Origin of the sequence: Slackia piriformis YIT 12062 (genome assembly GCF_000296445.1) — a bacterium.
GTDB lineage: Bacteria > Actinomycetota > Coriobacteriia > Coriobacteriales > Eggerthellaceae > Slackia > Slackia piriformis.
The window spans coordinates 25,085-49,037 of the sequence record NZ_JH815198.1; the positions used below are offsets into that span (position 1 = coordinate 25,085).

A 23,953-nucleotide genomic window follows, 5' to 3' on the forward strand; every position below is an offset into this window, starting at 1 on the left:
CTTCGAGGCACATGATATACAATTGCCCAGGCGTTGCGTACCGCGAAACGCTTTCACCATATCAACGAAGGGATGAAAAGCATGGCCGTTGGAAAACTGACGAAGCAGGAGAAAAGCTGGATTGCATACGATGTGGGCAATTCGGCGTTCGTGCTTCTTTCGACGGCTCTCATTCCTGTTTATTTCAGCTCTATCGCCACAGGAAGCGTGGTTGTCGCCTGGGGCTATGCGGAAACCATTGCCGCGCTCGTCATTGCCTCGACCATGCCCGTGCTGGGTAGTCTTGCGGACTTGCGCCACATGAAGAAGAAGTTCCTTGTCGGCACGGTTGGCACAGGCGCTCTTGCCTGCTGTGCACTGGGTCTGACGACCGATGCGTTCCCGTTTCTGGTTATTTACGTCGTTGCGTCGATCATGCTGAATTCCTCCATGGTTTTCTATGACGCTTTGTTGGTGGATGCAACAACCGACGAACGCTACGATGAAATCTCGAGCCAAGGCTACGCGTGGGGCTACATTGGCAGCTGCATTCCTTTCATCGCATGTCTGGTTATCGTGCTGGGAGGAGGCGCTATAGGCATCGATAGCGCTACGGGAATGAAGATTGCCTTCGTGATTACGGCGCTCTGGTGGGCGGCGTTCACCGTGCCGGTGTTCAAGAACGTACACCAGACGCATTTCAAGGCGCGCTCCGAGCACGTGATAAAGGATGCATTCAAAGGCCTGCTGGTAACGTTGAAGCGCATATGGCGCACGAAGTCGCTGCGTTATTTCATGCTTGCGTATTTCTTCTACATCGACGGCGTCCACACGATCATCAAGCTTTCCACGAGCTACGGCACCGATTTGGGGCTCGATTCGACGCAGCTGGTTCTTGCTTTGCTGGTCACGCAGTTCGTGGCGTTTCCCTCGGCCATCGCATACGGGCGATTGGGGGCGCGCGTAGGAACCAAGAGGATGCTGCTCGTGGGTGTGTTCGCGTACATGTGCATTACGCTTTTCGGTGCGTTCTTCCTGAAGAGCGAGGTTGAATTCTGGATTCTCGCCATCATGGTGGGGCTGTTCCAGGGTGGCATCCAGGCTCTTTCGCGTTCTGAATTCGGCAAGCTTGTTCCGAAGGAGCACGCCAATGAGTACTTTGGCTTTTTCGATATCTTCGGGAAGTACGCTGCGGTCATGGGGACGCTTCTGGTCAGCGTCATAACGCAGCTCACCGGCGAAGCGAACTTCGGGGTTTTCTCCCTCGTGATTTTGTTCATTGTCGGTTTCGTTCTTCTGCGCAAGGTGCCCGAGCATTCGTAGCGTTATTTCGTATAACGTGCTCTTGACGTGTGTATTACGGGACGGCAGCGTTTTTTCTGCCAAGGAGCGTTTCGTTGTAGGATGATTTCGCCCATTGAGAGTGCGGACCTGAAGGAGGTCGCAATGACGAAGTCTCCGAAAGAAGCGGCTGCAGCCGCCGAAGAAATACGTGTATTGCAAGAACAGATGAAAGAGATGCAGAGGCGTCTCGATGCGCTGTGCGCCGAGCAGTCTGCTGACGTTGAGGACGTCGAAAACGACGAGTCGTCCTCTCAAGATGCTGAGCCTGTTTTTGATCCTGTGCGAGCGCAGCCCTGCTCCGACCAAGCAGAACCGTGGCAGGATGACGCGGCGGACGCATGTGCGTCATCGGAGGCGGACGGGGGCGATTCCGATAAGGCCGCAAACGGAGAAGGCGCTTCTCACGTAAGCTCAGAAGAAAGGCCTGTCAACAGCCCTTCGGTAGAGCCCGTTTCTGCCCCCGGGGAGACATATGCGGCAAGCTGTGTTTCTTCGCAAAATGTATACTGCGCTTCTGAGCAGGCGGCGTATCAGCCGCCCGTGAATCCCGTTTCCGGCTATGCCGCCCAGCAGACGCAACCGTTTGTCTCGGGGGCACCCGTTCCGCCGCCGTCTTACGACGCCGCCGCACAGCAGGCAGCGCAACAGCAGCAGGCGTATTACGGGCATCCTACAGGGCAACAGGCGTACCAGAGCGGCGGCGCTTCTTATTCGAGCAGCTACGGCTCTTCCGCCCAGACTCCGTATAACCCTTACGGGCAGACCGTTTATCAGCAGCCTGTCGTTCGAACGAAAGACCATGTGGCAGCCGGTTTGCTCGGAATCTTCCTCGGGTCTCTCGGCGTGCACAAGTTCTACCTTGGATACAACACGGCCGGCTTCATCATGCTCGGCGTCGCCATTTTGGGAGGGCTTCTTTCCTTCGGCATAGCGACGAGCATCGTGTGGCTCATCGGTCTTATCGAAGGCATTATCTACCTCGTGAAAAATCAGGCCGAATTCGAGCAGGCCTATGTATTCTCGAAGAGGGAATGGTTCTAATACCGTTCAAACGCTGCGAACAAAACGAGGCCGCATACGCATGCGACCTCGTTTCTGTTTGTGAGAGGGTTTCTTTCTTGGGAGGGGCAAAAGAAACCCTGCGTGAATTGGTGGGGTGGTTCTTACGCTTCGATATCCCCCGCTGCGTACATGCCGGCCATGCGGCCGCCGCTGTATGCGCACATGAGGGAGTATCCTTCGTAGTCGCAGTAGGGTGCGCTCATCAGCGTGCCATTGTCGGCGCCTGCGACATAAAGACCCTTGATGGGGAGTCCTTTGCTGTCTATTGCCTGAAGCCTGTCGTTCGTACGAATGCCGCCGATGGTTACCCATGCGGAAGGCTCGTATTGCATGGCGTAGAAGGGGCCTTCCGCAACGGGCTGGAGGAAGCAAGCGGGCTTGTAGAACTGCTCATCTTTGCCCTCGGCGCAATATGCATTGTAGGTTTCGACGGTTTCGACCAACTCAGGTGCACTGATTGCCTCGGCAAGCGCTTCTACGCTATCGGCCTTGAACACCCAACCGGCTTCGACAGCGGCGTCGATGTCTGCCTGTACGTTTTCGAGGGGCTTGTCTTTCAAGGTCATTTCGCCGGTACGCCAATTCTCGGAGTCCGATCCGCACAGGGTCCATGCGTCGACGCCGCTGTTCAGGCCGTCTATATAGGCTTGGTCGACGATGGCGTAATACTGGCCTCCAACCAAGGAGATAGCGCCGCCAAGAGCCAGGGGGAGGTTGGCGAATTTCCCCTCGTTGGAGAAGCGGCGTCCTTGGTTGTTTACCAGCATAGTTCCATAGATGCCGATTGCGAATGCGGCGTTCTTTTTACCCCAGATGCCTTCCGCGTTCTGGTTCGACCCGGAGAATTCGTTGCCGGCGATGCCCCATTGGGTAGAGAGTTGGCCGCCGGCCGCTTGAACCATGTCGATGCCTTCACCGACGGAAAGAACGCTGCCCAAAGGATTGACGAACGTGCCGAAACGCTCCAGCATCATATCGGTGTTTCCGAGGAAGCCGCCCGTGCATACGATGACGGCTGGGGCTTTGACGTCGATTATCTTGCTTTCCTGCTCGCACTGAACGCCCGTGCATGCGCCATTTTCCATGATGAGCGTTTTGCCCGTGGTGTTGAACACGAATTGAGCGCCATTGCTTTCGGCCCATTGCTGCAGAGGACCCATGCGGTCCACGCCTTTCTTTTGGGTCTTGGAGTCTTTGGGGTCGGATTGGAAGTTGCAGCGAACGGAAGCGTGGCCTGCGCCGTAATTGTCGGGGCGAAGACCCGTTGGGACGCCGAATTCTTCGGTGAACTGGTCGACGGTGGAGCCAGAAAGCTCGACAGCCCTTTTGATGGCTGCGGCATTCGTGGACCAGTGTCCGTATTCCATGATGTGGTTAAAGGCCTCTTCGACGCTGAAGTCGATGCCCGCATCCTGCTGGAGCTTCGATCCGACCATGAAGGGGCCGCCTGCGATGGCGCCGTTTCCGACGCCTACGTCCTGGCCCTTCTCGATGACGATGACATTCTTCCCGGCGCGGCAGGCTTCAACGGCGGCCCAGACGCCGGCGCCGCCCGCACCCACGATTGCGATGTCGCATTCCATAGTTTCGTCTGCGGGTTTCACCTCGGCAGAAACCTCGTCGGCCTTCTTGTCGTCGTCTGAGGACGCGTTGCTTGGCGCGCAAGCGGCAAGGCTTGCCGCTCCTCCTGCAAGGGCGGCCATCGATCCGAGTGCTAGAAAGTTGCGGCGCGAAATTCCCTGGTTGGTTTTCATGCGTGTTCCCTCCTGTGTGGTTGATGCTCGTCCAAGCGCATTGAACGAAACCCATACGACACAACCGGTGTCGTCACTGCTGCTTATTTTGGACGCATTAGAAGAAAAGTCGCGGGTGAAACACCTGAAGATGCGGGCGATTGAGGGCTCACCCATAAGCTCACCCATGCGTTTTCCCACGTCAGAAGCTCGAGCGAGTATTTCTTGTCTATAATGCTCGCGAGGAGGGGTTGAATGGGAAATATCTTCGAGGCAGGTGTTCCGACCGAAGAGGAGCGCAATCGAACGCTGCGGCCTCTTCGCTTTCTCGGCATGGGAATGCTTATCGCTTGGCTTTGTTGCACGCATGTTCCTGATATTTACTGCGGCGAATCAGACGCGCTTCGCCGTGTCGCATCTACGGGAATGCGTTACGGAGACATTGGGATGTTTTTGTTGCTGGCGGCATGCGCATCGCGCATAGGCTCTTTGGGATCCCATATGAAGATCGCTGGAGTTCTTGTTGCCGTTTGTTGCGTGGGCACTGCGCTCACGGGGCTGATTCTTGTTCCGATTGGCGCTCCTGTCGAGGTGGTAATGACGGCTTCTGCCGCAACGGCGTTGGGCGGCGCGATTCTGTTCTGCCTGTGGGCGGAAGTGTACTCTCAGATGGGTTCCACCCAAATAGTTGTGTACGGCGCCGGGTCTTGCCTGGTGGCGTTTGGCCTTTATGCTCTCGTGAGCACGATGATGCACCCGTATGCCGTGTTTGCAACGGCTCTGCTTCCTGTGGGTTCTTTCGCGTGTGTTGCGTCGAGTTTTGTCCTCGTTCCGCGTGAAGTGGCCAGGTCCAAAGCGGCGCGCTATGCGGTGCCGTGGAAAATTGTTGCCATCATGGCTCTTGCCGGTTTTGCGTCGGGTTTGGCGGGGTCCGTGCTCTTGAATCCCGATGGGCAAGGGGCCGTTCATCGCATATGGGCAACAGGGGTTGCGGGCGCTGTGATTTTAGGCCTTGCCTTGCTTCGTCCCGAGAAGTTTGACGCGCGGTTTCTTGCGCAGGCGTGCGTTCCCTTGGCGCTTGCTGCCTGTGTGTTGATGCCGGCTGCATGGTCGAATGCCGGCTTTGCGGTTTCTTTTCTCGTAAAACTTGCATACGTGTGGTTCACGATATTCGCGCTAATGCTGCTTGCCAACCTTGCCTTTCGTTTTGGAGTCCCTACTTTGCGTATGTTTGCCATTGCTCGCGCATGCAGCGAAGGGGCCATATTTCTCGGAGTGACAATGCGTGGATTCCTCCAAAGCTCGGGCCTTTCTCAGGATGGGACGGTGTTGCTGATAAGCGCATGCGCGGGTGTTGTCGCGGTTTGCGTGTGCGTGCTGCTGTGGCGAAGCGAACGTGCTGTTAATGCCGATTGGGGCGCGGCGGGAATAGAGGTCGCAAGCGGAGAACGCGTCATGGGACCTCGAGAGCGTCTGATCGTCAGATGCGAGCAGCTTGCGCAAATGCATGCTCTGACGGCACGGGAGACCGAAGTGCTGACGCTTATTGCGCAGCGGAAGACTCGTTCCGAGATAGAGCAGGAGCTTTTTCTGTCTCAGAATACGGTGAAGACGCATGTCAGGCATATCTATGCAAAGCTGGGCATTCATTCGAAGTCGGACGTTTACGAGCTGGTTGGGCAGTGACGCGCGACAAAGGAGCTGCATTGACGCTAAGTCGCTCTTGGATGTCTTCGCTCGGACTGCAGGCGTTACAAAACGAAACGAGGCCGCATGCAAAAGCGGCCTCGTTTCGTTTTTTGTGGGCGGAGCAAGCTTCTTAGAGCAGGCTTACGTTCTTGCCGTTCATGGCTCGGTTCATGGTGCGGACGGAGCACATGGCGCCGCACATGGTGCAGGTGCTTGGGTCGGTTGGTTTGGTGGTTGCTACGTACGCTTCGGCTTTTTCGCGGTCGATGGCTTCATCGAACATTGCGGGCCAGTCGAGTCGTTGACGCGCCGCCGCCATGCGGTCGTCCCAGTCGCGTGCGCCGGGAATGCCTTTGGCAATGTCGGCGGCGTGCGCTGCAATGCGGCTTGCGATGACGCCTTCTTTGACGTCTTCTACGCTCGGAAGGCGCAAATGCTCTGCGGGTGTCACGTAGCAGAGGAAGTCAGCTCCGTTTGCGGCGGCGATAGCTCCGCCGATAGCGGAGGTGATGTGATCGTAGCCGGGGGCGATATCGGTCACCAGCGGCCCAAGCACGTAGAACGGCGCATTGTGACACAGGCGCTTCTCCATGACCATATTCGCGGCGATTTCGTTCATGGCCATGTGTCCCGGGCCCTCGATCATGACCTGGACGTTGCGCTCCCATGCGCGCGTGGTGAGCAATCCCAGTTCAATGAGCTCGCCGATCTGTCCTGCGTCGGAGGCGTCTGCCAAGCAGCCCGGACGCAGTGCGTCGCCAAGGGATATGGTGACATCGTGCTCGTAGAGAATGTCGAGCAGTTCGTCGTAGTGCTCGAAGAACGGGTTTTCGTTGCCGGTCATTTCCATCCAAGCGTAAATGAGCGAGCCGCCTCGAGAGACAATGTTCATCTTGCGTCCGCTGCGCTTGAAGCTGTCGATTGCCTTGCGATTGAGGCCGGCGTGGATGGTGACGAAATCAACGCCTTCTTCGGCATGGGCACGTACTACTTCAAGGAAGTCCTGGGCGCTGATGTGGGCGAGGTCTTTTTCGAGGTATCCCACGGCGTCATACATGGGTACGGTGCCGATCATAGCGGGCGACTTTTTGACGAGCGCGCGGCGGAAGTCGTGCGTTTTACCGTAATTCGAGAGGTCCATGATGGCCTCGGCGCCATATTTGAGCGCCATGTCGACCTTTTTCATCTCGCAATCGTAATCGCGCATATCTCCTGAAATTCCCAGGTTAACGTTTATTTTGGTGCGCAGTCCCTCGCCGACTCCGTGGGGAACGAGGGCGGTGTGATTATGATTGGCGGGAATTGCGACAGTGCCGGCGGCAACGCGGTCGCGAAGGATTTCGGGCTTGATGCCTTCGTGCTGTGCGACGTGTTCCATTTCGGGTGTGACAATGCCGGCCTTTGCGGCTTCCATTTGGGTTGAATAAGTCATACGGCTCCTATCGTGGGGTGCGGCTATGCCGCACAAGTACGAGTATGCAATGCGATCAGTATAGCCGTGCAATTCGCGCTAGAAGTACGGGCAGGTGTTTTGTCGGAGAAAAGCAACAGACGGCATGTTTCTCCCAGGCTCTTCGGACGGAATCCTTGATTGGCTGTTGATTTTGACCTGTTGGGCCATCTTCGATTGCTGGCTCTAATGTCTCTCCTGTTTGCCTCAGAAGCGTGATGGAACCGCCCGGATGCGTGGTAAAAGATGTTTCTGAACTGGGAAGACGTTGCATGTAGCAAGGACTCGTCTTTGCGCTAAACTGACAATCATGACGCAAGAGCGTACTTGTACCACGCAAGGGGAAATCCCAGAAAGGGACGGTGGTTAACATGGCAGCACCCGAGACTTTGCATGTCCGCAACATCGTGTTGGTCGGGCAGGATGGTGCGGGCAAGACGTCGTTGGCTGAGGCAATGCTTCATATTTCCGGCCAGACTCCGCGCATGGGGACTACGCACGATGGCAAGTCCTATATGGATTACGACGCGGAGGAAATCAAGCGCAAGTTCACCATGAGCACCTCCATCGCTCCCATTCCTTACAAGGATTACAAAATCAATCTGCTCGATACGTCGGGCCATCCTGATTTCATTGGGGATACGCTTGCCACTATGCAGGCTGCCGAAATGGCCCTGTTCGTTATCGATGCCGTCGCGGGTCCTCAGGTTATGACCGATAAACTGTGGCGCGAGGCCGAAGGCATGCGCCTTTCTCGCGCCGTCTTCATCAACCACATCGATCGCGAAAATGCGAACTTCGACGTTATCATGGCTGCGCTCCATGCACGTTTCGGCAGTCGCCTGGGTGCTGTTACCATCCCTATCGGCGTGGATAAAGATTTCAAGGGCGTTATTGACGTGCTTCGCATGAAGGCCCGTTATTTCGAAGGCGATGCCGAGCGTGTGGAGGATATTCCTGCCGAATACGCCGATGCGGCCGAAGCCGCCCGCGAGAAGCTGTGCGACCTCGTTGCCGAAGCCGACGAAGACCTCATGATGAAGTATCTTGACGGTGAAGAGCAGCTGACGCAGGAAGAGCTCGAAGGCCTGTTCGATAAGGCAATCGCCCAGGAGCTGTTCATTCCTGTTTTCGTTGGCTCCACCATCATCAAGCAGGGTATTCAGGGTTTGATGGAGGATATCTGCACCTACTTCCCGCATCCTACGGCTCATGGCGCATTCCGTCTGGCCGATGGCGGGGAGATTCGCGTGACGAAAGGCGACCAACAGGCCGCAGGCTTCATCTTCAAGACGCTCTCTGACCCCTTCGTCGGTCGTCTGAGCTTTATCAAAGTATTTTCCGGTGTGTTTGCTCCCGGTGTTGAGCTCATCAACTCCCGCACGCGCAAAAAGGAGCGTTTGGGCCACGTGTGCATTATGAAGGGTAAAGAAACCATCGACGTGAAGAGCGCTATGGCGGGCGATATCATCGTCGTTCCGAAGCTTGCCGATACGCGCACGGGCGATACGCTTTCTCATACGGGCGACATTGCCATCGATCCCTTGCCGCTGCCCATTCCCCAGTATCCGGTTGCTATCGAGGCGGTCAACAAGAAGGAGGAAGACAAGCTGGGGACCTTCCTTGCGCGCGTGGCGGAAAACGATCCCACGATTCGTATCGAGCGTCGCGAAGAAACCCACCAGACGGTTATCACCGCCATGGGAGAAGCGCAAATCGAAACCATCCTGAATCGCCTGAAAGACCAGGCGAATGTCGAAGCGCGCCTGGTTCCCGTTCGTATTCCGTATCGCGAAACCATTCGCGCCACGGCCGAAGCTCAGGGTCGTCACAAGAAGCAGACCGGCGGTGCCGGCCAATTCGGCGATTGCTGGCTGCGTCTTGAGCCCAATCCTGGCGCAGGCTATGAATTCGTTGACGCCATCAAGGGCGGCGCGATTCCTAACGGCCTCATTCCTGCCGTTGACAAGGGTGTTCAGGAGACCATGGCCGAAGGATTTTTGGCGGGCTATCCCATGGTCGACATCAAATGCACGCTCTACGACGGTTCGTACCACTCGGTCGACTCGAACGAGATGGCGTTCAAGACCGCTGCGCGAATCGGCTTCCGCGCCGCGTGCGAGCAGGCCAAACCTGTCATTCTTGAGCCGATGGCTAATATGAGCATCGCTGTCGGCGAAGAGTACGCGGGTGCCGTTATGGGCGATATCTCGACGCGTCGCGGACGCATTGTTGGCACTGACTCTAACGATGCGGGCGAGACGATCATTATCGTGCGTGTCCCTTATGCCGAGGTTGTTTCTTACACCAAAGACCTTCGTTCCATCACGCGTGGAAGCGGCAGCTATTCGCTTGAAATCGAAGGCTACGAAGAAGCCCCGCACGACGTCCAGGAGCGTCTTGTCAAGGAATACCAAGAAAAGCGTGCTGCTGGTAACTAGCAAATGTAAATCCGGCAATAGACACATTCGGCTATTGCTCTCATCCTGAAAGAAGGCGCTCCGCGGAGCGCCTTCTTTCTGTCTCTATGATGTTGCTGGGCGATGCCTAGCGCTTGCCGCCTTTTCCGGCGTATCCGCTGCGGCCGCCGCGACCGGGGCGGAATTCGCTTTTGCCGCGTCCTCCGCCGTTGCCTTTGCGACCCTTGTCGAACGAACTCTTTCCACCCTTGGAGAAAGAGCCGCCCTGTTTGCCGTATCCGCCTTTGCCGCTGCGCTGGAATCCGTCGGACGATCCGCGACCCTTGCCGCTGCGCTGGTAGCCATCAGAAGAGCCGCGTCCGTCGAACGAAGCGCCGCGCTTGCCGGACTTGTTGAACTTTTTGCCTGGCTTGCTGCCGCAGCCGTCGGAATACTGCTTGTCGCTGTATTTCTTGCCGCGAGGCTTGCGGTCGTTGCGGCCTTCGTCGAAGAAACGATCGTTTCGATTGCCGAAATCGCCGTCGCGGTCGAAGGAACGCTTTCCTTTGCGGTTGCGAGGCTCTTCGTTGTAATCGCGTTCGTAGCCGTCATGGCCGCCTTTGTGCTTCTTGCCTTTTTCGAACGCTGCGTAAGAGTATCCGTTGCCGCCCTTGCCCTTGGTCTTGCTCTTCTTCGACCCTTCGCCGGGAATGTTGGGCATATCGAACATGGCGTTGAAGGCCTCTTCGGCTGCCGCCTGGCGCTCGGCGAGAGTGGGCTTGTGGGGCCCTTTCTCTGCGTGGTCGCGCTTCGGTGCGATGTACTCTTCTCCAGCGGCTTCCGCTTCTTTGCGGCGTTTGAACTCGGCGCTGCGATCCTTGTCGCGCTGGCGCGTCTTCTTCTTGCCGCCCTTCTTTCCTTCGCCCATGCTTGCTCCTTTGCGGCCGCGCTCGCGTTCCTTGCGTGCAGCGCGCTCTTCAAGCTCGGCTTTGCCCTGGGCGACGACGCGGGGGTCTGCGTTATCAAGCGGCTCGAACGCATCTTCGGAAATCTTGTACTCCATGACGTCGATGGTCTGGCCGATGAACTTCTGGATGCTCTTCAGAAGATTTTTGGTATCGGGCGTGACGAAGGACACGGCGAACCCGCCTGCGCCCGCACGTCCGGTACGGCCGATGCGGTGCACATAATCTTCCGGCATGAGGGGAAGGTCGTAGTTCACGACATAGTCCACCTCGGGAACGTCGATGCCGCGCGCCAGAACATCGGTGGCAACAATGACGTTGGTGGTTCCTTTGCGGAAGCTATCGAGGGCGCGGCTGCGCTGAGCCTGCGAGCGGTCTGCGTGGATGGCGTCCGTCGGAATGCCGACGCGACGCAGGCGACGCGTGCAGTTGTCCGCGCATCCTTTCGTCTTTGTGAAGACAATGACGCGCGTGCCGCCCTTTTCCTTGATAAAGGAATTCAGGAGCTCGGGCTTGAGACGGCGGGTGGTCTGGATGACATACTGGTCGACCTTGTCGGCCGTTTCACCGCGCTGGGCGATTTCGACGATGGCGGGATCGTTGAGGATGGAAAACATCGTCCGGTCTTGGCTGCGGTCGATCGTCGCGGAGAAGAGCAGCGTCTGACGGGTTTCGGGCGTTGCGTTCACAATGCGTTCTACTTGCGGCCAAAAGCCCATGTCGAGCATGCGGTCCGCTTCGTCAAGGACGAGGATTTCGACGGAATTGAGGTCGATGGCGCCGCGCTCCATGAGGTCGATCAAGCGGCCGGGGGTGGCAATGGCGACATCGAGGCCGCGCTCGAGCTTGCGAATCTGGGGGTCGTAGGACACGCCGCCCACGAAGGTTCCGATGAAGTGACGCGTATGTTTGCCGATAGGCATGCACGTGTCACTGATCTGGCTGGCGAGCTCGCGCGTTGGGGTGATGACGAGCATGAAGGGGCCGCGCTGGCCGCGCTCACGATGAGGAAGCTTGTCCATGCAAGGAAGGGAGAATGCGGCGGTTTTGCCCGTGCCGGTCTTGGCTGCGGCAATGACGTCGCGCCCCTCGAGGACGAGGGGGATGGCCTGCTCCTGAATGGGGGTGGGGTTCGAATAACCCAAAGACTCGACGGCGTCGAGCGTTTTCTCGGAAAGTCCGAGTTCAGCAAAGGTAGCTATGACGGTCTCCTTCGGTCGTGCTTCATGCGATAAGCGTGGCGGCGCGTCGAATCGAAACGGCGCGCAAAGAAAGCCCGGAAACCAGGCTTTGCATGAGATTTTGCACGGAGGTTTGGCACATGATATGCGCTATGCTGCCGAGAAGAATCTCTGAAGCGACGTCTCGAACGGAGCCTCAGACGAAATTCGGCGCATGTCGTTCATGCGAAGGGCCGTCAAGGCTCATGGCGCAGCTGGTGATAATCGAAAAAGCTGCGAATAACATCGAAATGCTCATTATGACGAAACCGACGAATCATCGAGCGAAAAACTTGCTTGAGGTAAAAAGTTCACGCTTTGCACATGTTTCTGCGCGCCATTGTTTGGGTTCTTGTCTGCGATGTGGGGGATTGATGTTTAACCGTTGCGCTGAGCGATGCGGGGCGTCGAATGAACGTGATGCGTTGCGAGGGCGAATGTAGCATATCGAAAGAGCGTCCTCTGCTCCCTGTTTGCCGGGGAGGGGATTTGTCGGGCGCGACGAATGACCCCATAAAAAAGAAGGGTCCGAAGACCCTTCTTTTGTGAACATTGATTCTTTAGAAGCGCAGGGAGAGGCAAGAAAGGCCGCCGTCTACCTTGCGGTATTCAGAGGTGTCGACAACCAGAGTCTTGTAGCCCAAATCCTGAACGGCCTTGAGGACGGTGGGGTAGCCTTCGGCCACGATGACGGTGCCGTTTACCCAGATGCAGTTCGCGCCGTAGGCCTCGTCTTCGGGAACGACGATCTTGTTGTACTTCGCGAAGTCGGGCTTATCGATGAACTCGCCAGAAACAAGCATGTTGTTATCTTCGATGTAGTTCACGCCGGTCTTGAGGTGAAGGACTTCCTCCAGCGGAACCTCGGAACCTTCGAGGCCCCAGCCCTCGAGGATTTCGATGAACTGGCGAATGCCCTCTTCGTTGGTGCGTGCGGAACGGCCCACGTAGAAGTGGTCGCCGACCATCATGACGTCGCCGCCATCGAGGGTGCCGGGGGATACGATGTGCTTCACGTGCTCATCATCGAAGAAACGACGGACGACGGGTTCGATTTCGTTCTTCTCGCCATTGCGGGAATCTGCGCCAGGATTGGTGATAATGGCGCCGCAGCGAGTGATAACGGCGGGGTCTTCGACGAAGCAGCTATCGGGGTATTCCTCAAGAGCGGGGAGAACCGTCACGTCAACGCCGCACTGCTCAAGTGCGTGCTCGTAGTCGTAGTGCTCTTCAATCGCGCGCTCATATATGGGCTGTCCGAGCTCGGGCGCGCTCGTGATGCCGTTGCACAAAGACTTGCCAGGACGACGAATGATGACATGAGAAAACTTTGTCATGGGAATTCCTCTCTCTGAATCCTTCGGCTTTGGATGAAGCCCTTCCCAACGTTCCATTGTAATACCGCAAACGGACAATTGGGGACAACGAACGGCAGTGTTTTGCGCCTGTTGAATAAAAAGAACGGGATATATCGCCACACCTGTCCAAATTGCATGAAATGACAAAAAGATGCATTTGGAAGGAGCTGAAAAAAGCGGCGTGTACACGCCCGGACGCGTGGCGTTAATAGGGAATGTAAGCAGCTGCATAAGGCGCAGACTATTTGCAAAGCATTAGAAAATTTTTGAGAGTATGAACAAAAATAGAACTAAACAAAATACCAGGTCATAGACTTGATATGCATTTTGATGAATAAAAAGAAGCTTATGGATCTATTACAAGCTATCAATTTTGGTGATATGATTTGACCCGTGAAAACGGCAGAGACTGAATGCGTTGGCGCCGACAAATTCAGTCTCTTGTCGATAATCCAATCCCGATGCTTATTTGGTAAGAATATGCATCGGATAGTATGGGAGATGGGGCATCTCCCAGAAAGGATGAAGAGCTATGGCAAAGATCGTTAATTCTTGGAACGACTGGGATCCGCTGAAGCGCGTCATCGTCGGCCGCTGCGACAACTCCATGATTCCGCCCGAGGAGCCCGCGACCTCCGAGAAGGTGCCCGTTGATTCCGAGATGCGCGGCATGTGGGGCCTCCGCCCGCTCGCTACCGTCGAGCGCGGCAACGAATGCCTCGAGAACCTCGTGAAGGCAGTCGAGGACCGCGGCGTCGTCGTCGACCGCCCGACCCCGCTGCAGTGGAACCAGGCAATCGGCACCCCCGACTTCCGCAATGACTCCATGATGACCTGCATGCCTCCCCGCGACATCTTGCTCACGATCGGCAACGAGATCATGGCCTCCGCCAACTCCTTCCGCTGCCGCTACTTCGAGTATCTCGCGTACTGGCCGCTCATGAAGCAGTACTTCGACGAGGACCCCGAGTTCAAGTGGACCCAGGCTCCCCGCCCCCGTCTGACCGACGCCTCCTACAAGCACAACTACTACGACGAGAAGATCACCCTCGAGGAGCGCCTCGTCCGCACCGCCAACAAGGACTTCGTCACCACCGAGGTCGAGCCGATGTGGGACGCCGCAGACGTCATGCGTATGGGCAAGGACCTCTTCATCCAGCATGGTCTGACCACCAACCGCACCGCTATGGAATGGTTCCAGCGCTACTATCCCGAGCTGCGCGTCCACGCCATGAACTTCCCCGGCGACCCCTATCCCATCCACATCGACGCGACCTTCGTGCCGCTGCGCCCGGGCCTGATCATCAACAACCCGCACCGCCACCCCGCAGAGGGCCAGCTGGCCATCTTCGAGGCCAACGACTGGGAAGTCGTCGACGCGGCCCAGCCCGCCCATGACGAGCCTCCCGCGCTGTGCTACAGCTCCGTCTGGCTGTCCATGAACTGCCTCGTCCTCGACCCCAAGACCGTCATCGTCGAGGCCTCCGAGGTCCATCAGCAGGAGCAGATGGACAAGCTCGGCATGAACGTCGTCCCCGTCGACCTGCGCGACGCCTATCCGTTCGGCGGCGGCCTGCACTGCTCCACCGCCGACGTCTACCGTGAAGGCGGCTGCGAGGACTACTTCCCGAACCGTGTCAAGGACGACACCCTCATCCATCCTGAGATGTGGAACGACTAATTCGGGTCTTCCAAAACATATGCTAGCTGCATAGCTAGCGCAGCTTAACAGCGGGGTTCGGTTTGCCCATGGCGGGCCGAACCCCGCTTAGTCTCTAGGCTTCTTTGACAATTCGTGCCGTTTTGCCAGATGGTGCAGACGGCGTGCGTGACACGATGCAGATATTGCTGCTCTGTTCGGCAAGGCGAAGCAAAATGGCACGCTTACGTTAAAGAGGGGATTAACGGCTTGTTGGTTTTAAGGAGGACCAATGGCTGCAGAAAAAAACAACATCGCCGCTTCTTCGGGGGAAGGAAACGGCTATGAAATGAAACTTGGCCTGGGCACTATTGCCATGCTCATTTCCGCAACGGGCATGGGCTTGGTGCCGCTGTTCAGCCGCTGGGCTACACGTATCGATATGTTCGATGGTACGAAGGGTCTTGCGGGCAGCGACTCCATCGGTGCTTTGATGGCGTGCGGCCGCATGGGCATGGGCATCATCTTCTTCGTCATCCTGCTGTTTGCAACACACAAGGTTGCAACCTTTAAGAAGTTGAAGCTCACTCCCGCTATTGCACTCGGCGGTTTGATGATCGGCATGTCTCTTGCATGCTATGTCACCTCGACGTTGATGACCACGGTCGCTAATGCGGTTCTGTTCATCTACATCGGCCCCGTTGTTTGCGTATTGCTTGCTCGCATTTTCCGCAAGGAGCCTATTTCGATTCTCCAGTGGATTTGCTTGGTAGCAGTATTCGTAGGTATGCTTTTCGGCAACAACCTTCTCGGCTTCGGTGTTGGCGGCCAGGCTTTCGGCTTCGACTTCAACCTCGCTACCTCCACTCCTGAGTTCCCGATGAAGGGCGTCGGCGACATCTTCGGTCTGCTCTCCGGCCTCTTTTATGGCGCTTCGATGTTCTTCAATGGCTATCGCAAGGATGCCGACACCACCGCTCGTGGCGTCTGGAACTTTATTTTTGCAACTATCGGCGCTGTCGTCATCGTTGTCCTTATGAACGTTTATGGCGTGGCAGCTGGTGCTGAGAACTGGATTCTCACTTTCGAGTTCACTCCCTTCAACTGGGTTGGCGCTATCCTTCTGTGGATTGTCTGCGGCCCCGTCGCTTTGGGCTTCTTGCTCGTTGCTGGCCGTAACCTTCCGGCTGCTGACTACGGTACCATTGCATACTGGGAAGTCCCTGTTGCAATCTTCATCGGCCTGGTCGTTTTCGGTGAGGCTTTGACCGCGAATACCATCATCGGTGCTATCTTGATCGTTGGTGGCGGTGCTGTTCCTTCCATCAGGGGCATGATTGCCGGCAGGAAGCAGAAGCAGGAAGAGGGAGTCCGTGAGACTTTGTCTGCCAACCTTGAAGCTGAAGCGGAAAAGGAAGGTTTGAAGTAATTTCCTCGTAGCTTAATTTGGCTGGAAGCGGCCGGATTCTGTTCGGCCGCTTTGCCAAATTCGTTCTTGATTGCACGAAAACTATCTTCGTGCGCAGAGTCTCATTTGATGGCTTTATAGGTGCTATGAGCGATTGAATGGTTTTCGTAGCACCGTTGGCCCATGGATTGGGCTATCACAGGAGAGGAAGGTGCGGATATGAAGATCACCACGAATCTGACGCACATTGCCACGGCAGTCGAATTCGAGCCTGCTGTTACCGAGGATGCTTTGAAGGCCAAATTCGAAGAGTTCGGCATTCAGGGCTTTGAGGCTGAGCTTGACATCGCGGAACGCACGGAAGACCATGTTCAGATGGTTTCCTTGGACACTCTTCTTGGCTTTGCCAAGGCTTCCGGCGTCGCTGCAGTCACTTATGATGTAACGTTCTTCCCGCACGCTGATGATGCTGAAGTTGAGTATCAGCTGAAGCAGTTGGCGCACGACCTTGAGATTGCCCCCGAAGTCATCCGCGACGTTTGCTCCGATGAGATTGCGGAATATCTCAAGCTCGATGCTGAGCGCGATGCCTCCGCTCCCGTGCACAGCATTGTCGAGGTATATGTTGGCGGTACCGCGTTTGCTTGGTACGGCATCAACGATTATCCTCGCTTGAAGCGCGTTATCCTGCGCAAACTCGCACAGGGCGGTCAGAAGGCCAAACGTGCCTTTGTCTTGCGCGCCAGCAAGGCACAGGTCGACATGGTCGAGGACTACTAAGCTATACTTCCATGGGCCGATGCGTTTAGGCGTATCGGCCCATGGTCGTTACGGATTCAACAGGCCATTCTCTTTGGCCGTGGGCGAATCGTGGACAAGGGGAGTCTGTGTCGCGGCCGTTGGATTCGTCGAAATCGCTCTGAAATATGAGCGTAGGCATGATGAGGTATTATGGTACATGGGGAGTCCTATGATGCTGATTCGCCTTGGTTTCGCAACTCGACCAGTTCAAACGAGTTGCCTAGGGGATATCGTTTCTGAATTCGCCGGAAGCGAATCCCAGAGGAAGTGATTCTCTATGACGGATAAACCCGCCACGTCTTCGCAGGTTGCGGAGATGCAGAACCCTGGCCAGGAAGAACAAGGAAAAACTCTTCGACGCGTCGTCGTATCCTCCTTCCTGGGAAACTTCATCGAATGGTTCGACTATGCGAGCTATTCGTATTTCGCAACGGTCATTGCATTGGTTTTCATGCCATCCGGCGACCCGACCGTTGCTCTTCTTGAGACGTTCGCCGTCTTTGCTCTTTCTTTCTTGATGCGCCCGGTCGGCGCGGTATTCTGGGGCAATATGGGTGATAAGAAGGGTCGCAAATGGGCCCTTACCGCATCTATTTTGCTGATGAGCGGCGCAACGTTCCTTATCGGATGCCTTCCTACATATGCCATGATCGGCCTGCTTGCTCCCGTACTGCTGCTTTTGCTCCGCATGGTGCAGAGCTTCTCTGCGTCGGGTGAGTACGCCGGTGCTGCGACGTTCTTGGCTGAATATGCGCCTACCAACAAGCGTGGACTGTACTGCTCTGTCGTTCCTGCGTCTACGGCCACCGGTCTTTTGTGCGGATCGATGTTTGCAACGGTCATGTATTCCGTCTTCGGCCACGACTCCGCATTCGTCACCGACTGGGGGTGGCGTATTCCGTTCCTGCTGGCAGGTCCGCTGGGTCTTATCACCCACTACATGCGAGAGCACCTCAGCGATTCTCCCGTGTATGCAAAGATGCAGCATGACCTTGAGTCGAAGAAGGGCAACACGGTGCGTGCACCCTTCAGGACGCTCATCAAGAAGCATCCTCGCGTTTTGCTCATTAGCTTTGGCGCATGCATGCTGAATGCTGTCGGATTCTACGCAGTCCTGACGTATTTGCCGAACTATCTCATCGATACGGTTCAATACGATTCCGCTTCGGCTTCGTTGATTACCACGATTTGTCTGGTTGTCTACATCGCATTCATCTTCTTCTCCGGGCATATCTCGGATAAGTTCGGTCGCAAGAAGATGCTCGTCACGGCATGTATCGGTTTTGTTGTCCTGACCATTCCCGCGTTCTATCTGCTGGGTACGAAAGACTTCTTTACCATTCTTGCTGTTGAGTTGGTGATGTGCTTCCTGCTGACGATTAACGACGGTACGCTTTCGAGCTATCTGACCGAGACGTTCCCGACCGACGTGCGCTACTCTGGTTTCGCGTTGAGCTTCAACTTGGCCAATGCGCTTTTCGGCGGCTCTGCTTCGTTTATCTCGATCGGTTTGATTGAAGCAACGGGCAATGCTATTGCTCCGGCATGGTATATGGTAGCTATTTCCGCCATCGCCCTTATCGCAATGCTTCTTTCGCATGAGCACACCGGCAAGGATTTGACCGAAATCGACTAGTTTGGTTTGTTTTCGGGTTGTACGTGCTCGCTTCGATTGCGCCTCTGTTTGAGTTGTTCGGGTGGTAGAGTCTGTTCATCTTATTGAGCCGGTCTTTCAACTCGGTCATGAGGCGGGCCGATGATATTCTGTATCTTCGGTTGGGCGGCGTCTACGCAAGGGCGTGGACGCCGCCTTTTTGTCGTATTGAGCGTATTCATATTCGTACGCATGATTAGGGTCTTATTATGGTTGTGAAGAAAACAACGCAAGAGCCAAAGTCTATAAAGGCTCAGATCACTCGCGCCTCTCTTGTCGTTGCGGCAGCTGCAATTATGCAGGAAGAAGGGCCTTCCGCTGTCACCTACAGAAGCGTCGCAAAGCGGGCGAACACTGCCGCCTCTTCTACGGGGTATTATTTCGATTCCATATCCGACCTTCTCTATGAGGCGGGGGATTACAACATGCGTTCTTGGGCGAGACGTGCCGAATCGGTTGCAGACGAGGCGGAGGAAATGGACGTGGCGTCCTGTCGCGAGCATGTAGTTGATTTGTTTCTATCTGCCTGCATGCCCGCGGATACGGGAACGGCTGCGCCGCATTATATGCAGCTGCTCGCTGCCTCCGAGTCGGGCGCGGTAACGAAAGCTTACCGTGCCGGTCGTATTCGTCTTGATGCTGCAATCGGCAGGATAATAGAACGAGTGGGCCTGAAGGATGTAACCCCTCGTTTCGTCATAGCCCTCGTTGACGGTGCGGCTGTTTCGGCGGTTTCCGAGGGCGAATCGGCCCATCAGCGCGCACGCGATCTTCTTGCGGAATGGGTTTATCCCGTTATGAGGCGAGACGGTCTTTTGGCCGAAGAGCACGGAAGCGGCAATGGCAACTAACGCCTGTTGAGTGCAAAAAACCGGCCGGGAATCATTCCCGGCCGGTTTTGTATTATGAACTTCGCGATAATTAGGGCCTGCGTCAGAAGGCCGTGCCGAATTTGGGAAGCCGTTGAGGCTGCCGCTTGGCAAGGTGTTCGCTGCCAAGGTTCGCATGAAGCGAAATGAAACAGGGCTGCGTTCGGGTGGTATCGAGCAGAATTCCAATTAGGCAATATTGCCGATGAATGCCCTCGTGCGTTCCGATTTCGGATTGTTGAACACCTCGTCGGGGGCGCCGCGTTCAATGACCACGCCGTTTTCCATGAAGACCACATGGTCGGCAACGTCTCGGGCGAAGCCCATCTCATGCGTCACTACCATCATGGTCATTCCCTCGCGAGCAAGCTCTCGCATAACGTCCAATACGCCGCGGACCAATTCGGGGTCGAGGGCGCTTGTCGCTTCGTCGAAAAGCATGACATGAGGGTTCATGGCCAAAGCTCGGGCAATGGCCACGCGCTGCTGCTGGCCGCCCGAAAGACCATCAGGATAGTGGTCCATGCGGTCGCCCAGGCCTACGCGCTGGAGCTGCTCGATGGCGATGCGTTCCGCCTCTTCCTTGGAGCGTTTCAGGACCTTTTCCTGGGCGATCATGACGTTTTTCTTCGCGGTCAGATGAGGGAAGAGGTTGAAGTTCTGAAACACCATGCCAACATGCTTGCGAACCTCGTTGATGTTGGTTTTCTTGTCGGTGATTTCGGTGTCTTCGAAATAGATATGGCCGCTCGTGGGTTCTTCTAGGCGGTTTACGCAGCGGAGCATGGTGGACTTGCCGGAGCCGGAAGGACCCAGGATAACGACCACCTCTCCCTTGTAAACGTCCATGTCGATGCCTTTGAGCACCTCGGTATCTCCATAGCTCTTATGGAGGTCGCGAATGCGGATGATGGATTTCGTCTTATCGATAGCCATGATGAACTCTCCTACAGGTCGGCCGTCTTGATTTCGAGCTCGTCTTTAGCCTGGTTGAGATCGGGGGACCAACCTTGTTTTTTGGTGACGGATTTCGGCTTTTTGTCGGCGGGTTTTTTCTTGATTGCCACTTTGCGGTTGCCGGTGCGGTCTTCCATTGCTCGCGTGATACGGCTCATGGGAAGAGTGACAACAAGGTAGAACATGGCGGCAACGATGTACGGGGTGATGTTTCCGGTGGCTGCCGTGATGGTTTTCGCATACATAACGGTTTCCATGATGCCGACGGCAGCGAGCAGGGAGGTGTCCTTGTACAACAGGATGAGCTCGTTGGTCATGGTGGGAATGACACGACGGAAAGCCTGCGGAGCGATGACGTGAATCATCGTCTGGGCGCCGTTCATGCCCAGGGATCGAGCAGCTTCGAATTGGCCCTTGCTGATGGATTGAATGCCGGCTCGGAAGATTTCGCAAAGGTAGGCGCTTGAGTTGAGGGCCATAACGCAGCAGCCGAGTGCGAAATTGTTCACATTGAGGCCAAGCAGAGGAAGACCGAAGAATGCGATGTAAATCTGCAAGAACATCGGGGTGCCGCGGACGACATTAACGAAGGTGGCCGCAAGCGCGCGAAGGACGCGGAAGCGCGCCATGCGCATAAGGGCGAGGATGAAACCGACCGGAATAGCGCACGGGAAGGAAACGGCGACGATGCCGAGGGCCGTCAGCCAGCCGTTGAAAACATTTGGGATGCTGGTGACGATGATGGCCGGGTCGAAGAAGAGGTGGAGGAACTTGTTGGTGTTCCAGGCTTGGACCCAGGCCTGGTTATTGAGCCATGCAGCAATCTGTTCGGCCGTGCTGATGCCCGCTACCGTGATGACGCCGCCTTGAGGCCCAAGGTCGACGCTTTGTCCGTCGACGGACTCGGTGGAAGCAGATATTTGGAATTCTCCGCCCTCTCCCGGGAAGACCACATTGTAAATCTCTACCAGGAAGGAAACGCCGGCGGGTGCGCCTTCGGGCATGGAGATGACCAGGGTTCCGTCACCAGGCGAGGTGACTTCGGCATTGAGCTCGACACGCTCGAGACCGGAAAGACCCGTGACTTTAGCTTTGTCTGCATTGAATTCCGCGCCTTCAGGGAATGCCAGCGTCACTTTAGAAAGAGACTCTGCTTCGTCAGCGTGTGCGCGCCAGGTAACACGGGTGGGCGTGTCTCCGAGGATGCGGTCGCCGCCGTCCTCGTTGGGTGAAGCAGTGCAGGATTCGACCTCGAGTGCGTAGGCATTATGAGGTGCGGCCGCAAAAAGCGTCATGCCGACGAGAACTGTTGCAAGCGCAACGAGAGCGGCTCGAATGATGCGTTTTGCGGTCGATGGTGCTGAGGTTGCATAAGAGCAGGTGCCCATGACGATCGTGCCTTTCTGACGGTTTCGGACTTGGCGTTCGGGGCGCATTGCGTCCATGGGGCGCACGTTTGCTGTCGTGCGCCCCATGGACGCAGCTGCCGCGCGCTTGTAGGTGATGCGGCAGCTGCATGGAGAAGGAATGTGCTAGGCGTTGGTGCCGAACCATTTCTGGTTCAGCTCGTCGATGGTGCCGTCGGCTTCAAGCTGGGCGATGGCGTCATCAATAGCGGCGGTGAGGTTCGGATTGTCCTTGCTGATTGCGATGCCGTACTGCTCGCCCGTGGGGATTTCCTTCACGACCTGGCAGTCGGAATAGGCCACCTTGATGTAGTAGTCGGCGACGGGCTTGTCAAGAACGACGGCAGCAACCTGACCGGACTGAAGGGCGGCGAACACCGCGGGGTATTCATCGAACGCAACAATCTCCTGATCATCGGTCAGGTTCTCCTTGGCCCAGTCAAGGCCAGTGGTTCCCGTTTCGGCACCGATGCGCTTGCCTGCCATCATGGATTCGTCCGTGATGTCCGAGCCGTTAAGGACGACGATGCACTGGTTGGTGTCGCAGATTGGGGTGGAGAAGTCGACTTCCTCTTCGCGCTGCGGCGTGATGGTGAATCCGGAGACGCCCACGTCAGCGGTACCGCCGGCAACGATGGCAGGAATAATGGTGTCGAACTTCATGGTGGGGAGGTAGTTGCACTCGAGCCCCATTTTTTCAGCGATGGCGTTCATGAGGTCGACCTCGAAGCCTTCCACGGTGCCGTTGTTGAGGTTTTCAAACGGCGGGAAGTCGAGGGAGGCGGCAACGGTGAGCTTGCCGTCTTCGACCAGGGTGTAGCTTCCGTCCGCCGCAGGCTCTGCCGGGGTGTCGGTCTCGGCCCCGCCGGAGCAGGAGGCCATCAGTGGCAGGGCGCACAGCGATGCGGCTGCCATGGCGAGGAAGAGGAGCTTCTTCATCTTCATATGTATCCTTTCTATGCAGGGCAGGTATACCGAAGCGGCACAAGGCCGCGGTCGGACGAACGGTGCGCCATGCGACGCTGAAAAAGAGATGATTGCTGGAGTAAATGCCAAGTATTAGAGGGCTAAATGAATAAATCTTATGCACCTACACAATAAAAAAAGCGGTGTTGAATAGGTGTTTTGTATTTTCAAGCTCAATATTTTTGTGCAGTCTAACAAAAATATAGTGAAGATATTATGTACCACGGTACTCCATTTTGCAATAGTGGTTTTGACGCAAGAGAGTAAATGTCTGGTTTTATGCGCAATACATGCATGAAAATAAAGGAAGAAAACGTCGTGGTTTTTCGAAAAAGGCAACAGTTTTACCAGGTAAATCAGGCGCATTAGTTCATGGAGAACGTTTTTGCGGCAGAAAACATTTTTCTGCATACAAATGAGGGAAAAATGACGAATAATGCACGCGATCGGTAAGCGGCGTAGAGCGGGGCGGGTGCGGTCGTCTTGCGCCAGTGCTGCTGCGGGGTAAGGCGATGAATATGACGGCGGCGTAACGAATGAGAAGAAACGAGGCGAAACCCCATGATTTTTCTTGCATCCGCTGTCGGCGATGGTACTATTGCTATCAGTTAGCACTCGGAGTCGTGAAGTGCTAGCACTCACGAAGCCCCATTACTAAGGGTAGCTAGAGAGAGGACAAGAATATGAATCTCAAGCCTTTGGGCGATCGCGTCATCATCAAGCGCGACGAAGCTGAAGAGACCACCGCTTCCGGCCTGTACATCGCTTCCGCTGCCAAGGAAAAGCCCCAGAGCGGCATCGTTCTGGCAGTCGGCGAGGGCAAGCTCGATAAGGACGGCAACCTGGTTCCCGTTCCCGTTAAGGTTGGCGACCGCGTTTTGTACGGCAAATTCGGCGGCACTGAGGTCACCGTTGATGACGAGGAAGTAGTTATTCTTCGCTCCGAAGACCTCTACGGCGTTTATACCGACTAAATCCGGGTTTTCCCGCTCTTCATCGGCCGTGGTCGCATGGCGATGGCCGATATGCTTATGTTTCACAAAGGAGTGAATTT

Annotated in this window: 17 protein-coding genes; 10 read left to right on the forward strand and 7 right to left on the reverse strand. The window is 56.0% G+C overall.

Annotation, left to right across the window (positions count from 1 at the left end; genetic code table 11):
• Positions 1-81: 81 nt before the first annotated feature.
• Positions 82-1,302 (forward strand): MFS transporter, encoded by a 1,221-nt coding sequence (locus HMPREF9451_RS00125; protein WP_009138265.1) that lies wholly within the window; start codon positions 82-84, stop codon positions 1,300-1,302.
• A 123-nt stretch (positions 1,303-1,425) separates the two neighbouring features.
• Positions 1,426-2,364, forward strand: coding sequence for a TM2 domain-containing protein (locus HMPREF9451_RS09580; RefSeq protein WP_009138266.1), 939 nt, complete (start codon positions 1,426-1,428; stop codon positions 2,362-2,364).
• A gap of 122 nt (positions 2,365-2,486) precedes the next feature.
• Here HMPREF9451_RS09580 and HMPREF9451_RS00135 read toward each other — a convergent pair whose 3' ends face one another.
• On the reverse strand, positions 2,487-4,139 hold the full coding sequence (locus HMPREF9451_RS00135; RefSeq protein ID WP_009138267.1) for an FAD-dependent oxidoreductase: 1,653 nt from the start codon (positions 4,137-4,139) through the stop codon (positions 2,487-2,489).
• 234 nt (positions 4,140-4,373) lie between these two features.
• Here HMPREF9451_RS00135 and HMPREF9451_RS00140 point away from each other — a divergent pair, with 234 nt between their 5' ends.
• The gene (locus HMPREF9451_RS00140) at positions 4,374-5,804 is read left to right on the forward strand and encodes a helix-turn-helix transcriptional regulator (RefSeq protein ID WP_009138268.1); all 1,431 of its coding nucleotides are present in this window, start codon (positions 4,374-4,376) and stop codon (positions 5,802-5,804) included.
• 133 nt (positions 5,805-5,937) lie between these two features.
• Here HMPREF9451_RS00140 and thiC read toward each other — a convergent pair whose 3' ends face one another.
• The gene (thiC, locus tag HMPREF9451_RS00145) at positions 5,938-7,239 is read right to left on the reverse strand and encodes a phosphomethylpyrimidine synthase ThiC (protein ID WP_009138269.1); all 1,302 of its coding nucleotides are present in this window, start codon (positions 7,237-7,239) and stop codon (positions 5,938-5,940) included.
• 389 nt (positions 7,240-7,628) lie between these two features.
• Between thiC and fusA the strand changes: the two genes are divergently transcribed.
• Positions 7,629-9,698: an elongation factor G gene (fusA, locus tag HMPREF9451_RS00150; RefSeq protein ID WP_009138270.1), complete on the forward strand. Its 2,070-nt coding sequence runs from the start codon at positions 7,629-7,631 to the stop codon at positions 9,696-9,698.
• A gap of 106 nt (positions 9,699-9,804) precedes the next feature.
• Here the strand turns inward: fusA and HMPREF9451_RS00155 are convergent, their stop codons facing one another.
• Both HMPREF9451_RS00155 and HMPREF9451_RS00160 read right to left on the reverse strand, forming a co-directional pair.
• Complete coding sequence (locus HMPREF9451_RS00155) at positions 9,805-11,766, reverse strand: DEAD/DEAH box helicase (protein ID WP_009138271.1); 1,962 nt, start codon at positions 11,764-11,766, stop codon at positions 9,805-9,807.
• Positions 11,767-12,401: 635 nt separating this feature from the next.
• A complete protein-coding gene (locus HMPREF9451_RS00160) occupies positions 12,402-13,178 on the reverse strand; it encodes a dimethylarginine dimethylaminohydrolase family protein (protein ID WP_009138272.1) in 777 nt (258 codons plus the stop codon).
• A 553-nt stretch (positions 13,179-13,731) separates the two neighbouring features.
• Here HMPREF9451_RS00160 and HMPREF9451_RS00165 point away from each other — a divergent pair.
• The 5 genes from HMPREF9451_RS00165 (at position 13,732) to HMPREF9451_RS00185 (ending at position 19,552) form a co-directional block, all read left to right on the forward strand.
• A complete protein-coding gene (locus tag HMPREF9451_RS00165) occupies positions 13,732-14,880 on the forward strand; it encodes a serine/threonine protein kinase (RefSeq protein WP_009138273.1) in 1,149 nt (382 codons plus the stop codon).
• A 250-nt stretch (positions 14,881-15,130) separates the two neighbouring features.
• Complete coding sequence (locus HMPREF9451_RS00170) at positions 15,131-16,267, forward strand: DMT family transporter (RefSeq protein WP_009138274.1); 1,137 nt, start codon at positions 15,131-15,133, stop codon at positions 16,265-16,267.
• 198 nt (positions 16,268-16,465) lie between these two features.
• Complete coding sequence (locus tag HMPREF9451_RS00175; protein WP_009138275.1) at positions 16,466-17,026, forward strand: hypothetical protein; 561 nt, start codon at positions 16,466-16,468, stop codon at positions 17,024-17,026.
• Between the two features lie 298 nt (positions 17,027-17,324).
• On the forward strand, positions 17,325-18,683 hold the full coding sequence (locus HMPREF9451_RS00180; RefSeq protein ID WP_009138276.1) for an MFS transporter: 1,359 nt from the start codon (positions 17,325-17,327) through the stop codon (positions 18,681-18,683).
• A gap of 227 nt (positions 18,684-18,910) precedes the next feature.
• Positions 18,911-19,552: a TetR/AcrR family transcriptional regulator gene (locus HMPREF9451_RS00185; protein ID WP_009138277.1), complete on the forward strand. Its 642-nt coding sequence runs from the start codon at positions 18,911-18,913 to the stop codon at positions 19,550-19,552.
• 207 nt (positions 19,553-19,759) lie between these two features.
• Here HMPREF9451_RS00185 and HMPREF9451_RS00190 read toward each other — a convergent pair whose 3' ends face one another.
• From HMPREF9451_RS00190 to HMPREF9451_RS00200, 3 genes are all read right to left on the reverse strand, one after another.
• Positions 19,760-20,506: an amino acid ABC transporter ATP-binding protein gene (locus HMPREF9451_RS00190; protein ID WP_009138278.1), complete on the reverse strand. Its 747-nt coding sequence runs from the start codon at positions 20,504-20,506 to the stop codon at positions 19,760-19,762.
• A gap of 11 nt (positions 20,507-20,517) precedes the next feature.
• Complete coding sequence (locus HMPREF9451_RS00195) at positions 20,518-21,972, reverse strand: amino acid ABC transporter permease (protein WP_187364023.1); 1,455 nt, start codon at positions 21,970-21,972, stop codon at positions 20,518-20,520.
• Between the two features lie 87 nt (positions 21,973-22,059).
• Positions 22,060-22,878 carry an ABC transporter substrate-binding protein gene (locus HMPREF9451_RS00200; RefSeq protein WP_009138280.1) on the reverse strand — a complete coding sequence of 273 codons (819 nt, stop codon included), beginning with the start codon at positions 22,876-22,878 and terminating at the stop codon, positions 22,060-22,062.
• A gap of 704 nt (positions 22,879-23,582) precedes the next feature.
• Here HMPREF9451_RS00200 and HMPREF9451_RS00210 point away from each other — a divergent pair.
• Entirely contained in the window at positions 23,583-23,873 is a 291-nt protein-coding gene (locus HMPREF9451_RS00210) for a co-chaperone GroES (protein WP_009138281.1), read from the forward strand.
• Positions 23,874-23,953 lie beyond the last annotated feature (80 nt).